This window comes from Mesorhizobium sp. M1C.F.Ca.ET.210.01.1.1 (genome assembly GCF_004791585.1).
Taxonomy (GTDB): domain Bacteria; phylum Pseudomonadota; class Alphaproteobacteria; order Rhizobiales; family Rhizobiaceae; genus Mesorhizobium.
Genome location: NZ_SRUU01000010.1, coordinates 172,919 through 186,559, shown reverse-complemented (window position 1 = coordinate 186,559; position 13,641 = coordinate 172,919). Strand labels below are relative to the sequence as shown.

The 13,641-nt window shown below is 65.4% G+C and carries 15 protein-coding genes; 2 read left to right on the top strand and 13 right to left on the bottom strand.

Annotated elements, in window-relative coordinates:
• Positions 1-2: 2 nt before the first annotated feature.
• The 3 genes from plsX to EN853_RS14055 all read right to left on the bottom strand — a co-directional run bounded on the left by plsX (position 3) and on the right by EN853_RS14055 (position 2,306).
• The gene (gene plsX, locus EN853_RS14065; RefSeq protein ID WP_127860363.1) at positions 3-1,073 is read right to left on the bottom strand and encodes a phosphate acyltransferase PlsX; all 1,071 of its coding nucleotides are present in this window, start codon (positions 1,071-1,073) and stop codon (positions 3-5) included.
• Between the two features lie 130 nt (positions 1,074-1,203).
• Positions 1,204-1,752: a YceD family protein gene (locus EN853_RS14060; protein ID WP_127860362.1), complete on the bottom strand. Its 549-nt coding sequence runs from the start codon at positions 1,750-1,752 to the stop codon at positions 1,204-1,206.
• Between the two features lie 11 nt (positions 1,753-1,763).
• Positions 1,764-2,306: a ubiquinol-cytochrome C chaperone family protein gene (locus tag EN853_RS14055; protein ID WP_127860361.1), complete on the bottom strand. Its 543-nt coding sequence runs from the start codon at positions 2,304-2,306 to the stop codon at positions 1,764-1,766.
• Positions 2,307-2,423: 117 nt separating this feature from the next.
• Between EN853_RS14055 and EN853_RS14050 the strand changes: the two genes are divergently transcribed.
• Entirely contained in the window at positions 2,424-2,945 is a 522-nt protein-coding gene (locus tag EN853_RS14050) for an outer membrane protein assembly factor BamE (protein WP_127860360.1), read from the top strand.
• A 143-nt stretch (positions 2,946-3,088) separates the two neighbouring features.
• Here EN853_RS14050 and EN853_RS14045 read toward each other — a convergent pair whose 3' ends face one another.
• On the bottom strand, positions 3,089-5,230 hold the full coding sequence (locus EN853_RS14045) for a sodium-translocating pyrophosphatase (RefSeq protein ID WP_127860359.1): 2,142 nt from the start codon (positions 5,228-5,230) through the stop codon (positions 3,089-3,091).
• Positions 5,231-5,290: 60 nt separating this feature from the next.
• Between EN853_RS14045 and EN853_RS33940 the strand changes: the two genes are divergently transcribed.
• Positions 5,291-5,449 carry a hypothetical protein gene (locus EN853_RS33940; protein WP_167524469.1) on the top strand — a complete coding sequence of 53 codons (159 nt, stop codon included), beginning with the start codon at positions 5,291-5,293 and terminating at the stop codon, positions 5,447-5,449.
• Positions 5,450-5,495: 46 nt separating this feature from the next.
• Here EN853_RS33940 and EN853_RS14040 read toward each other — a convergent pair whose 3' ends face one another.
• The 9 genes from EN853_RS14040 to ribD all read right to left on the bottom strand — a co-directional run bounded on the left by EN853_RS14040 (position 5,496) and on the right by ribD (position 13,641).
• On the bottom strand, positions 5,496-6,245 hold the full coding sequence (locus tag EN853_RS14040; RefSeq protein WP_127860358.1) for an ABC transporter permease: 750 nt from the start codon (positions 6,243-6,245) through the stop codon (positions 5,496-5,498).
• Positions 6,242-7,177 (bottom strand): ABC transporter ATP-binding protein, encoded by a 936-nt coding sequence (locus tag EN853_RS14035; RefSeq protein ID WP_127860357.1) that lies wholly within the window; start codon positions 7,175-7,177, stop codon positions 6,242-6,244. The genes EN853_RS14040 and EN853_RS14035 overlap by 4 nt, the downstream gene beginning before the upstream one ends.
• Positions 7,174-8,337 (bottom strand): ABC transporter permease, encoded by a 1,164-nt coding sequence (locus EN853_RS14030; protein ID WP_127860356.1) that lies wholly within the window; start codon positions 8,335-8,337, stop codon positions 7,174-7,176. Before EN853_RS14030 ends, EN853_RS14035 begins: the two co-directional genes overlap by 4 nt.
• A gap of 252 nt (positions 8,338-8,589) precedes the next feature.
• Positions 8,590-9,369 (bottom strand): glycine betaine ABC transporter substrate-binding protein, encoded by a 780-nt coding sequence (locus EN853_RS14020; protein ID WP_127860354.1) that lies wholly within the window; start codon positions 9,367-9,369, stop codon positions 8,590-8,592.
• 159 nt (positions 9,370-9,528) lie between these two features.
• A complete protein-coding gene (locus EN853_RS14015; RefSeq protein WP_127860353.1) occupies positions 9,529-10,749 on the bottom strand; it encodes an MFS transporter in 1,221 nt (406 codons plus the stop codon).
• Entirely contained in the window at positions 10,746-11,246 is a 501-nt protein-coding gene (gene nusB, locus EN853_RS14010) for a transcription antitermination factor NusB (RefSeq protein ID WP_127860352.1), read from the bottom strand. Before nusB ends, EN853_RS14015 begins: the two co-directional genes overlap by 4 nt.
• Entirely contained in the window at positions 11,243-11,737 is a 495-nt protein-coding gene (gene ribH, locus EN853_RS14005; RefSeq protein ID WP_127860351.1) for a 6,7-dimethyl-8-ribityllumazine synthase, read from the bottom strand. Before ribH ends, nusB begins: the two co-directional genes overlap by 4 nt.
• A gap of 107 nt (positions 11,738-11,844) precedes the next feature.
• Positions 11,845-12,462 (bottom strand): riboflavin synthase, encoded by a 618-nt coding sequence (locus tag EN853_RS14000; protein WP_127860350.1) that lies wholly within the window; start codon positions 12,460-12,462, stop codon positions 11,845-11,847.
• Positions 12,463-12,513: 51 nt separating this feature from the next.
• On the bottom strand, positions 12,514-13,641 hold the full coding sequence (ribD, locus tag EN853_RS13995; RefSeq protein WP_127860349.1) for a bifunctional diaminohydroxyphosphoribosylaminopyrimidine deaminase/5-amino-6-(5-phosphoribosylamino)uracil reductase RibD: 1,128 nt from the start codon (positions 13,639-13,641) through the stop codon (positions 12,514-12,516).

The following is a 13,641-nucleotide window of genomic DNA, read 5'->3' as shown; positions in this document are numbered from 1 at the left end:
TCCTATTCCTCGGCGTCGACGGCGACGCCGGATTTCCTGTTTGCCTGGGCATTCGGATTGCGCGCATGGAACAGATCGAGATCGGCCTCGATCCGGTCAAGCAGATTGTTGCGCACCATGTCGTAGCCGAGCTCGATCGCCGCCGCAAAGCCGTCCGAATCGGCGCCGCCGTGGCTCTTCACCACGATGCCGTTCAGGCCCAGGAAGACGCCGCCGTTGGAGCGGCCGACATCCATCTTCTCGCGCAGCCGGTCGAAGGCGCCTTTGGCGAAGACGTAACCGATCCTGGCCATCAGCGTGCGGCTCATGGCGGCGCGCAGGTAGCCGGCGATCTGCCTTGCCGTGCCCTCGGCGGTCTTGAGCGCGATGTTGCCGGCAAAGCCCTCGCTCACGACCACGTCGACCGTGCCCTTGCCGATATCGTCGCCCTCGACGAAGCCGCGATAGTTCATCGAAGCCATGTTGGCCTCGCGCAGCATGCGCCCAGCCTCCTTGACCTCCTCCTGGCCCTTGATCTCCTCGACGCCGACATTGAGCAGGCCGACGCTCGGCCGCTCGATGCCGAACACAGAGCGCGCCATGCCGGTACCCAGGATGGCGAAATCGACGAGTTGATGGGCATCCGCGCCGATGGTGGCGCCGACGTCGAGCACCACGCTCTCGCCGCGCGTCGTCGGCCAAAGCGCTGCGATCGCCGGGCGGTCGATGGTAGCCATTGTGCGCAGGCAGAATTTTGACATCGCCATCAGCGCGCCGGTGTTGCCGGCCGAGATGCAGGCTTGCGCGGCGCCGTTCTTCACCGCCTCGACCGCCTTCCACATCGACGATTTCCAGCGGCCGTGGCGCAGCGCCTGGCTCGGCTTGTCGTCCATCCTCACCGCGATCTCGCAATGAACGAATTCGCTGACCTCGGCGAGCTTGGGAAACTTGGCCAGTTCGGGACGCACGGCGTCCTCGCGGCCATAGATGACGAAGCGGATGTCAGGGCGGCGGATGGCGACCGTCATCAGCGCCGGGATGACGACGCCTGGTCCGTGGTCGCCGCCCATGGCATCGATGGAAATCCTGATCACGCGGTGTGTTTCTCACGGTTTGCCTGGCTAGCGGCGGGCGCCTGCCGAGGTAAGGGGGCTCGCGAAGGTTCGGCGAAAATACCGGTTTTGGGCTGCCGCACAACCAACTTTTCCAAAATCCAGGCGGCCTTCAGGATTTTCCGAGCAGCGAACGCAGCTTTTTCTGGAATTCGCTTTCTTCCGGAGGATCGTCGCCCTCGGCGTCGAGCGAGGCTCCGGGCTTGCGCGGATAAGGATCGATCGCCAGGCCGAAAAACTGCTCCGCGAGCGCACCGACATCGATGGTGTCGCCGGAAAAGGTTTCGGGACTGTCCGGCCCGTCGGCGTCGAGGACGATCTCGCCGCCGCCCTCGAAGCCCTCGCGTCCGAGCTTCGACTGCTCGGGCAGGAACAACGCCTCGACGGGCTCGTCGATATGGGCGGCGACCGGATCGAGGGTGACGATGCAAGCCTGCGTGATACCGGCCTCGACGCGGCCGCTGACCTTGACGCCGTTGCGCTTCCAGGACGTCACAAGCAGCTCGGCGCGGTAGCTCTCGACCAAGAGCAGATCGTACTCGGCTGCAAGTGCCGCGCGCTGGCGCTCATCCGCCTCGATCACGACCGGCAAGCCCTTTTGCGGCAGGCGGGCGACATTGGCTACGAAGGACACGGGGCTTTGCGGTTCGGCGTATTTCATTCTCGCCTCCTTCACGCGGCTCCGGCGACCGGGAACGTGACGGCGCCGGCCACGATCGATTCGCTCGGTTGCGCGGTTAGCTGCCGGGACGCTGCGGAAACGTAGCTGGCCAGTTGCGGCGCCTCGGGCCACTCACCGGCATCAGGCCTGACATTACGGGCGAGCGCGGCGGCGAGGGCGGCGCGATCATCGTCGCGCAAGGCGCCGTCATAAGCCGCTGTGCGGCCATAGAACATCTTTGCCAGCTTCTTCATGCGCTTCGGCACGCCGACATCGCTGATGCCGAGTTCCCTCAGCGAATGGTCGACATCGAGGAAGAACTCGTCGATCAGCACCTGCGCGACCTCGGCCGCCGCTCCACCCTCCCCGCGCAGCCGGTGCTGGACCAGGTACATATGCAGCGACAGCATCTCGAAGCGGCCAAGCAGCGTATCCGGCACATTCCAGTCGGAATAAAACACTTTTTGCCGCGCCGCCGCCACGATTTGTGCGTAGAGCGCCTCGGTGATAGCGCGGTTGGCGTGGCGTTCACGGCCAAAAAGACGCTGGAACATTGAGGGTGGTCTCCTGGGGACCTGTTGTTTGATTTGGCCTTGTTGCATCGGCATGCAAGCTGGTTTACCGGTTTTGCGGCCCAGCGCAAGTTGCGGGGATGTGATGGAGAATTGTTGTTGGGTGCGCTGAAATTCAAGTCGTTTCTTACGCCCTTGCCAGCGGGCGTGGCTTCTCTGCTGGTGGCGGTATCCGCGCTTTCGGCCTGCAATTCGTCCAAGATGATCGGCGACCTCAGCCCGAGCGAGACGCTGACGCAGGGTTATGTCATCGACCAGGCGGCGATCGACTCGGTGCCGGTCGGCTCGAGCCGCGAGCAGGTGCTCCTGGCGCTGGGGACGCCGTCAACGACGGCGACCTTCGACAACGAGACCTTCTATTACATCTCGCAGACGCGCAAGCGCTACGTCGCCTTCGACAAGCCGCGTCTGGTCGACCAGCACGTGCTGGCGGTCTATTTCGGCGCCGACGGCCGCGTCACCCAGATCGCCAATTACGGCCTGAAGGACGGCAAGATCTTCGATTTCATCTCGAGGACGACGCCGACGGGCGGCAAGGACCAGAACTTCCTCAGCCAGATCATCAACGGCGCCAGCAAGCTGGCACCCGGCATCCCGGGCGGCGGCAGCGGGACGCCCTAAGCTCGGCTCGCTGGATTTCAGACAGACAGGACCCGCCGAATCGGACCGGCGGGTCCTTTTGTTTCGGCGGGACCGTCGACCAAAAAAGCAAAACCCGCGGGATCGCTCCCGCGGGTTTTTTGTCTTGAAACAGGCGGCTTTGATCAGCCGTGCGCAAGCACGGCAAGCAAGAGCAGCGCCACGATATTGGTGATCTTGATCGCCGGGTTGACGGCCGGGCCGGCGGTGTCCTTGTAGGGGTCGCCGACGGTGTCGCCCGTGACCGAGGCCTTGTGCGCCTCGGAACCCTTCAGGTGCTTGACGCCGCCCTTGTCGGTGAAGCCGTCCTCGAACGACTTCTTGGCGTTGTCCCAGGCGCCGCCGCCGGAGGTCATCGAGATGGCGACGAACAGGCCATTGACGATGACACCGAGCAGCGAGGCGCCGAGCGCGGCGAAGGCCGAGGCCTTCGAGCCCGAGATCAGGTACACGCCGAAATAGACGACGAGCGGCGCCAGCACCGGCAGCAGCGAGGGAATGATCATCTCGCGGATTGCGGCCCTGGTCAGCAGGTCGACGGCGCGCGCATAGTTCGGCTTGGACGTGCCGGCCATGATGCCCTTGTCTTCGCGGAACTGCTTGCGCACCTCCTCAACGATCGAGCCCGCCGCGCGGCCGACGGCGGTCATCGCGATGCCGCCGAACAGATAAGGGATCAGGCCGCCGAAGATCAGGCCGGCGACGACGTAAGGGTTGGAGAGATCGAAGGAGACCTCGCCCATGCCCTGGAAGTAGGGGTACTTGTCGCCATTGGCGGCAAAGAACTTCAGGTCGTTCGAGTATGCCGCAAACAGCACCAGCGCGCCGAGGCCGGCGGAGCCGATGGCATAGCCTTTGGTCACCGCCTTGGTGGTGTTGCCGACCGCGTCGAGCGCGTCGGTGGACTGGCGCACTTCCTTGGGCAGGCCGGACATTTCGGCAATGCCGCCGGCATTGTCGGTGACCGGCCCGAAAGCGTCGAGGGCGACGATCATGCCGGCAAGGCCGAGCATGGTGGTGACGGCGATCGCGGTACCGAAGAGGCCGCCGAGCTGAAAGGTGGCGATGATGCCGCCGACGATGACGATTGCCGGAAGCGCCGTCGATTCCAGCGAGACCGCGAGGCCCTGGATGACGTTGGTGCCGTGGCCGGTCACCGAGGCCTGGGCGATCGAGTTGACCGGGCGCTTGTTGGTGCCGGTGTAGTATTCGGTGATCACCACGATGAGGCCGGTCACCAGCAGGCCGATCAGGCCGCAGATGAACAGGTTCTTGCCGGTGATGGCGAGGCCGCCGACAGTGCCGATCTCACCCCAGCCAAGCACCGCTGAGGTGGCGATGGCGAGGCCGACGATCGACAGCAGGCCGGTGACGATCAGGCCCTTGTAGAGCGCGCCCATGATCGAGCCGTTGGAACCGAGCTTGACGAAGAAGGTGCCGACGATCGAGGTCAGGATGCAGGCGCCGCATATGGCGAGCGGATAGAGCATCGCCGCACCCAACACTGCCGTGCCGCCGAAGAAGATGGAGGCCAGAACCATGGTGGCGACGACCGTCACCGCATAGGTCTCGAAAAGGTCAGCGGCCATGCCGGCGCAGTCGCCGACATTGTCGCCGACATTGTCGGCGATGGTGGCCGGATTGCGCGGATCATCTTCCGGAATGCCGGCTTCCACCTTTCCGACAAGGTCGCCGCCGACATCGGCGCCCTTGGTGAAGATGCCGCCGCCGAGACGGGCGAAGATCGAGATCAGCGAGGCGCCGAAGCCGAGCGAGACCAGCGAGTCTATGACGACGCGGTCGTTCGGCTGCAGGCCCAAGGGGCCGGTCAGGATGGCGTAGTAGATGGAGACGCCGAGCAGGGCAAGGCCCGCCACCAGCAGGCCGGTGATGGCGCCCGACTTGAAGGCGATGTCGAGGCCGGCGGCGAGGCTGTTGGAAGCGGCCTGCGCGGTGCGGACGTTGGCGCGCACCGAGACATGCATGCCGATGAAGCCGGCAGCGCCCGAAAGCACGGCGCCGATCAGGAAGCCGATTGCGGAAGTGATGGAGAGCAGCCACCAGGCAAGCACGAGCACGACGACGCCGACGACGGCGATGGTCGTGTATTGGCGCGCCAGATAGGCTTGGGCGCCTTCGCGAATGGCTGCGGAGATTTCCTGCATGCGTTGATTGCCCTGATCGGACGCAAGGACCGAACGTGTCGCCCAGATGGCGTACAGAATTGACAGCAAGCCGCAGGCGATGACGGCGGTAATGATGGTCATTGCCGGATTTTCCTCGATTGATGGCCCAAAAGAACCCCTCCCTGGGCCGTTGGAACGGGGATGAATGCCGTGCGCGGAATCCACCCCTTGGCTGCGGTGTATGCGAAACAGGGCCTGGAACGTCAAGATATTGTTCGGTTTTTGCCCGGCTTTCGCCCAAAAGACGAGGACGGCGATTCATCGGCAGGCGTGGCCGAGCGTTTAGATCGATTGAAATGACGTATGGGAATCAGGCCTGTCTGGGATTGCGGCCGGTCGCCGACAGCTACTGCATCTCCCTGCCCATGCGCCGCGCGGCGTAGCGCTCTATAGCCGACAGGCCGTCATAGATCAGCACCGCGAGCGCCGCAACGATCAGGCCGCCCTGCAGGACGAAGGCCAGGTTGTTCGATATCAGGCCGGCGATGATCACCTCGCCCAGCGTCTTGGCCGCCACGGTCGAACCGATGGTGGCGGTGGCGAGGCTGATGACCACGGAAAGCCGGATACCGCCGAGGATCACCGGAGCACTCAGCGGCAGCTCGACCTTCACGAGCCTTTGCCAGCCGGTCATGCCGGCGCCGCGCGCCGCTTCCATGACATTGCCGGGCAGCGTGGTGAGCGCGGTCAGCGCGTTCTCGAAGATCGGCAGCAGCCCGTAGAGGAAAAGCGCGATCAGCGTCGGCTTCTCGCCGAAGCCGACCGCCGGCACGGCGAGCGCCAGCACCGCGACCGGCGGGAAGGTCTGGCCGATATTGACCAGGCTGCGCGACAGCGGCAGGAACTCGGCGCCGGCGGGCCGGGTGACCAGGATGGCGAGCGCGACGGCAACGATTGTCGCGGCCACCGTGGCGATGAGCACCGTCCTCAAATGCAGCAATGTCAGCGTCAACAGGCTGCCCTGGTTGTAGATTGCCGGCGCGCCATTTTCGGTCAGCGGCTTGAGCAGGGGCTCGAACAAGGCCGGGCTGGCGATAAAGACCACCAGCAGCACCAGAAGAGCCAGCCTCAACAGCGCGGGCAGCCACGCCTTCATGCCGGCCTCGCGCGCTTCACCAGTTCTTCCACGGTGACGCGGCCGATGAGCTTGCCGTCGGCGCCCCTCACCGGCAGCGCCAGGCGGCCCGACCACAGAAGCTCAGCCAGCGCGTCGCGCTGGCTGGCATCGCCAGGGATCGCCTCGCCTTCGGCGCCGCCTGCCTCCACGGCATCGCGCACGCGGCCAAGCGACAAGAGCCGGAACGGCCGCTCGCTGGAACCGACCAGGGTCTCGACGAAGCCGTTCGCCGGCCTCGCCAGGATCTCGGCGGGCTTCGCGTACTGCACAAGCTTGCCGGCATCCATGACCGCGATCTTGTCGCCCATATGCACCGCCTCCTCCATGTCGTGGGTGACGAGGATGATGGTGGTGCCGAAACGCTTCTGGATCGCCAGCAGGTCCTCCTGCGCCTTGGTGCGGATGATCGGGTCGAGCGCGCCGAAGGGCTCGTCCATCAGCAGCACATTGGGCTCAGCGGCCAAAGCGCGGGCGACGCCGACGCGCTGCTGCTGGCCGCCGGAAAGCTCGTGCGGATAGCGCGGGCCATAGGCCTGCGGGTCGAGCTGGTAGAGCGTCATCAATTCTTCGACGCGTGCCTTGATGCGGTCCCTGTCCCAACCGAGCAGCAGCGGCACGGTGGCGATGTTCTGCGCAACCGTGCGATGCGGAAACAGGCCATGGCCCTGGATGGCGTAACCGATGCTGCGGCGCAGCTGGTAGTCCGGCACGGAGCGGTTGTCGACGCCGTCGAGCTTGATCACGCCGGCGGTCGCCTCGACGAGGCGGTTGATCATCCTGAGCAGCGTCGTCTTGCCGGAGCCTGAGGTGCCGACGATCACGGCAATGGTGCGCGGCTCGATGGCCATCGACACATTGTCGACCACCGTCGTCGCGTCATAGCGCTTGGTGATGCCTTCGATCTCGATCATGCGGGGTCCGCCCTGCGCTTGGTGGAGGTCATTTCGATGACAGCGTCGAGGATGATCGCGGCGGCAAAGGCGAGCGCCACCGTAGGCAGGGCGCCGAGCAGCACAAGGTCCATCGCCGTCTGGCCGACGCCCTGGAAGACGAAGACGCCGAAGCCGCCGCCACCGATCAGCGCCGCGATGGTGGCAAGCCCGATATTCTGCACCAGCACGATACGGATGCCGGTGAGGATCACGGGGAAAGCGAGCGGGAACTCGACATCGAACAGGCGCTGGCGGTCGGTCATTCCCATGCCGCGGGCGGCGTCGTTGGCGGCGCGCGGCACGCCGGCGAGACCGACAACGGTGTTGGCCACCACCGGCAGCAGCGAATAGAGAAACAGCGCGACGAAGGCCGGCGCGGTGCCGATGCCCCTGATGCCGATCGCCGCCGCGCCCGGCACATGCACGGCAAGCCAGCCGAGCGGCGCGATGAGCAGGCCGAAGAGCGCGATCGAGGGAATGGTCTGGATGATGTTGAGCACGTTCAGAACCCCTGCCCGCAGCTTGTCGACGCGATGACAGAGGATGCCGAGCGGCAGGCCAACCACCACCGCAGCCGCCAGCGAGCCCAGCGCCAATGTGATGTGCTTGGAGCCCTCGGCCCAGAAACTGTCGGCGCGGCTGGCGTACTCCTTGAGGATGGAGAGACTGTCCCAACTCCCCGACACGAGCAGCGCGCCGACGGCGAGCGCGGCAACGGCAAGGACGCCGACGCGCGCCCATGGTGCGAGCTCCAGCCGGGTCAGCACATCGGCCAGAAGCAGCGTAAAAGCAAAGATCAGCAGCCAAAAGCCGGAAGCGGGAGCAACGCGCGCGAAAGTGTTGCCGGCGGGGGTCAGGAAACTTCCCGATGTGCCGATCAACATGGCAAGAGCCGCGAGCGCGATAACGCTGGCGGCAAGCCTGGGGATGAGCGGCGACCGCAGCAAGGCAATGATGGCGCCAACAACGACGATAGCGAGCAGCAACATGCCAAGCGCCGGCGGCAGCGCATCGAGGATCGGGCGCGCCTGTCCGGGCACGATACGGTTGGCGCGGAAGGTGGCGAACGGGGCGAGGAACGCGGCATAGGCCACGATCGCAGCAATGACCACGCCGAGCTTGTCGAAGCGCAGGGTCATCGGGTGGCCGCGCGGCGATTTGGAGGGACAGGATTAGGAAGGCCTCGTTCCTTCGCGCCCCCCTCTGTCCTGCCGGACATCTCCCCCACTTGGGGGGAGATCAGATGCCGCGCTGGCTTTCGCCAATCCCCATCGCGGTAAGAACAGCGCCGGCGATGACGCTGCCAATCTCCCTCCTGGTGGGGAAGATGTCCGGCAGGACAGAGGGGGGCGCCTCGCACCGGCGTCACGTCTTTTTCGACGCGCTCGCGGCTACTTCAAAAACCCGTCCTTTTTCAAAAAGTCCTCCGCGACGGCTTTCGCAGGCTCGCCACCGAGTTGGACACGGCCGTTGAGCTGCTGCAGCGTGACCAGGTCGAGCTTGGCGAAGACCGGCTTCAGCAGCGTCTCGATCTCCGGATGCGCCTTTAGCACCTGCTCGCGGATGATCGGCGCCGGCTGATAGACTGGCTGCACGGCCTTGTCGTCCTCGAGCACGACGAGGCCGGAGGGCTGGATGCCGCCGTCGGTGCCGTAGACCATCGCGGCGTTGGCGCCGTTGGTCTGGTTGGCGGCGGCGGCGATGGTCGCGGCGGTGTCGCCGCCGGAAAGCGTGATCAACTGGTCCGGCTCCAGCGCGAAGCGGTACGTGGTCTGGAAGGCCGGGAGCGCCGCCGCCGAATTGACGAACTCGGCCGACGCGGCAAGCACCACCTTGCCGCCGCCCGAGACGTACTTGCCGAAGTCCGACAGGGTGACGAGCTTGTTCTCGTCGGCCACTTCCTTGCGCAGCGCGATCGCCCAGGTGTTGTTGGCCGGTGACGGCGAAAGCCAGACGATCTTGTTGGCATCATAGTCGAGCTTCTTGGCGGTCTCGTAGGCCTTGGCGGCATCCTTCCAGATGTTGTTGGCGTTCAGGACCAGCTGGATGATGTTGCCGAGCACGCCGCCCTCGGTGTCGATCTTGGAGGAGACAACGACCTGCGCATTCGCGGAGGCTGCGGCAAGGCCAAGCGCGATCGCCGCTACGGCGAGCTTTCCGATTGAAAACATTGTGAAGTCCTTTTGCTATGAGCCGAGAATTCGGTGGCGGCATAAGAGCATGGCTTCAACGCGCCGTCGGCGTACACGGTTTCATAACAAAGGGGATGCACGCAATAATTTTATTCCCGCCGCGAATGGCGCGCCGGGCCAAGTGCCGACAGCGTAATGTCAGCTGGCTCTGCGCAAGCCCGGCAGCTTCAAGGCGCCGAGCGCCAGGAAGCAGAGCGCAACGACCGGGAACACGACCCAGTTCAGCATGGTCCAGCCCCAGGCATTGTAGACCGCGCCCGACATAAGCGAGGCAAAGGCGACGGAGCCGAACAGGACGAAGTCGTGGAAACCCTGCACCTTGCCTTTTTCGGACGGCCGGTAGCTGGCGGCGACCATGGCGGTGGCGCCGATGAAGCTGAAATTCCAGCCGAGGCCGAGCAGGATCAGCGCCGTCCAGAACTGCCATAGCGCGAGGCCCGAAAGCGCCACGCTGGCGCAGCCGATGAGCAGGACGAGCCCGACAGCCATGATGCGCTCAGCGCCGAAACGATGGATAAGCGAACCGGTGAAGAAGCTCGGTCCGAACATCGCCATGACGTGCCAGGAAATGCCGAGCGTGGCATCATCGGTCGAGAGCCCGCAGCCGACCATGGCCAGCGGCGCGCCGGTCATGACGAAGCTCATCAGCGCGTAGCTGCCGACGGCGCAGAACAACGCGGCGACGAAGCGCGGCTGGGTAACGATCTCGACCAACGGACGCGCATCGGCTGCGACGGCTTGGGTGGCGCTGCCTGCCCGCCTGGACATATGCAGGAAGGAAAGGATGACGGCGCCGACCGCGGCGAGCACGAGGATGGAGGCGAAGGATCCGGCAAACATCACCGGCGCCAGAAGCTCGCGGGTGTAGATGACGATCTGGGGCCCGAGGATGGCGGTGACGATGCCGCCCGCCAGCACGAAGGAAATGGCGCGCGCCTTGAACTCCGGCGGCGCGTTGTCGGCCGCGGCGAAGCGGAACTGCTGGACGAAGGCCCCGCCGACGCCGATCACGCAGAGGCCGAAAGCGAACAGCCAGAAGCTCGCCTGAAAGAGCGCCAGCGTTGCGATCAGGCCGCCGAGCGCGGTGATGACGGTGCCGGTCATGAAGCCGCCGCGATGGCCAAGCTGGCGGATGATGGCGGCGGCCGGCAAGGCGCCGAGCGCCACGCCGAGGTTGAAGCCGGTGACCGGCGCCGTCGCCAGCGATTTGTCAGGACCGAGCAGATACTGTCCGGCAAGCGCGCCGAGCGAAATGGCGATCGGCGCAGCCGAGCCGACGATCGCCTGGGCGGCCGCGAGGAGCACCGCCGTGCGGCGCGCTTCCCTGCCGGCGCCAGCGACGACTGCCGCAGCGGTCACGACGCGTCCTTGCCGCGACCTTCGCCGCGCACCCGGCGCGACACGCGATCGAGCACGGCGTTGACCAGCTTCGGCTCGTCCTCCTCGTAGAAGGCTTTGGCGATGTCGACATATTCCGACACGATGACGGCCACCGGCACGTCCTCGCGCTTCATCAGTTCATAGACGCCGGCGCGCAGGATGGCGCGGAGGGTCGAATCCAGCCGCGACAGTGGCCAGTCATCGGTGAGCGCCTGGCGGATGACCGGATCGATGGTCTTCTGGTTCTCGACGACACCTGTGAGGATGGCGCGGAACCATTGGGCATCCGCCTCGCGATAAAGTGCGCCGTCGACTTCCTTGCCGAGTCGGAAAGTCTCGTATTCGGCGGTCGTCTCGAAGACACCGCTGCCGGCCACATCCATCTGGTAGAGCGCCTGCACGGCGGCGAGCCGGGCGGCACCACGCTTGTTGGCATGGCGCACGTTCGGGTGGCCGGTCGAAGCGGGCTCGCTCACGATTGGGCTCCGAATTTCTCTTTGAGCGCGATCATGGTCAGCGCCGCGCGCGCGGCGAAACCGCCCTTGTCGCCTTCCGTCCGACGGGCTCGCGTCCAAGCCTGCGCGTCGTTCTCGGTGGTCAGGATGCCGTTGCCGATCGCGATCGCTTCCTGCACCGAGAGATCCATCAGCGCGCGGCTCGATTCATTGGCGACGATGTCGAAATGATAGGTGTCGCCACGGACGATGGTACCGAGCGCGACGAAGCCGTCATAATGCGTGCCACCTTCGGCGGCGCCGTCCAGCGCGAAGGTGATGACCGCCGGGATTTCCAGCGAGCCGGGAACAGTCACGACGTCATAGCTGGCGCCGGCTTCGTCCAGCGCGCCGGTCGCGCCTTCGAGCAGCGCGTCGGCAAGATCGTCGTGGAAACGCGCCTCGACAATGAGCAGATGCGCTTTCGCCTTCGGACGAATGAACGCTTTGCCGTGTTGGGATATGCCTGCCATAAAAGTCTCCGGGGCTTGCCGGTGACTTAGGCCGAAGCCGGATTGATCGCAAGCGGAAGATGGTGGGCTGCGACGTTCCGTAGTCTATTCGGACCAAGGAGCTGTCATCAAAGCCCTTCCTTCGCGGCCTCCGCCAGGCGCGCGGCGTAGCGGGCCATGGTGTCGATCTCGATGTTTACGCGGTCACCGGCCTGGCGCTCGCCCCAGGTGGTGACGCTCAGCGAATGCTGGATCAAGAGCACGTCGAAGCGGGTACCCTCGACCTTGTTGACGGTGAGCGATGTGCCGTCGAGCGCAACCGAGCCCTTCGGTGCGATGAACTTCGCCAGATGCCGCGGCGCTTCAAGCGTGAAGCGAACTGCATCGCCCTCTTCCTTGCGCTCGACGATCTCAGCCGTGCCGTCGACGTGTCCGGAGACGATGTGACCGCCGAGTTCGTCGCCGATCTTCAGCGCCCGTTCGAGGTTGATCCTTGTACCTGATTGCCAGCTCGAAGCGGTGGTCAGCCGCAGCGCTTCTTCCCAGGCTTCGACCTCGAACCAGCGCGCGTTCGAGCCACGCTCGGGCAGCGCCGTCACGGTCAGGCAGACGCCGCCGCAGGAGATCGAGGCGCCGATGGCGATGCTCTCCGGATCGTAGGCGGTGTCGATGCGCAGGCCGACGCCTTCGCTCAATGGCTTGACCGAAGCCACCGTACCCACATCGGTCACGATTCCAGTAAACATCAGACTCTGTCTTTCAAGTTGACCATGAAATGCCGGTTCCCACTTTTGGGATCACGCCCGCACCCATTCGGCGTAGCTATCCTCGCCGAAGCGCATTTCGCGCAATTTGCGGAACCCTGGCGGGATATGGTTGGCGTCGATGGGCGATGCAATGCCGTCCTCGCCGATCGCTTCCGGCCCCTGGAACAACACGATGCGATCGACCAGGTCTTCATCCAGGAAAGCCCTGGCGACCTTGGCGCCGCCCTCGACCAAAACGCTTGCCATGCCAAGGGCCGCGAGGTCCTCCAGCAGCTCCGGCAAGGCTATTTCGCTTTCATAGGTTTCCGTGCCGATGAAGTGCACGCCCACGCGTTCGAGCGCGGCCCGCCGGTGCGCATCGGCCTCCGGACAAGCCGCGACATAGAGGGGCACGCGATCGACGCCGGAAACCAGCTTCGACGTCTCCGGCAACCGGATCTGGCGATCGAGGATGATGCGCGCCGGCGAGCGGCTCTCCAGCCCCGGCAGACGCACCGTCAGCGCCGGGTCGTCCTCCAGCGCCGTGCCGATGCCGACCAGGATGGCGTCCGCCTCCGCGCGCATCAGATAGACCTCGCGCCTGGCGATCTCGCCGGTGATGGCGACCTGGCCGGCGCCTTTCCGACCGATCTTGCCGTCGCTCGAAAATGCAAGTTTCAGAGTTACTTCCGGGCGCTTCTTCAACGACCGAATCAAATAGCCGGCCATCTGCTCGGCGGCTTCGGCGGCAAGCACCTTCTCCACCACCTCGATGCCGGCGGCGCGCAGGATGGCGTAGCCCTTGCCGGAGACACGCGGATCCGGATCGCTCGCCGCGCCCACGACGCGCGCAATGCCGGCAGTTACCAGTGCATTGGCGCAAGGCGGCGTGCGGCCATGATGGGCGCAGGGCTCCAAGGTAACGTAAGCCGTAGCGCCGCGCGCGAGCTCGCCGGCCTCAGCCAATGCCTCGGTCTCGGCGTGCGGGCGGCCGCCGACGGCGGTGACGCCGGTGCCGACGATCATCGGCCCGGCGCCGTCGTCGCGCACGATGATGGTGCCGACGGATGGGTTGGTCGAGGTGCGGCCGGCGTTTCGGCGCGACAGCCGGATGGCCGCGGCCATGAAACGGCGATCCAGGGCCGTCTCGCCGGCCTCGCTCGGTCGAGGTTTGGCCAT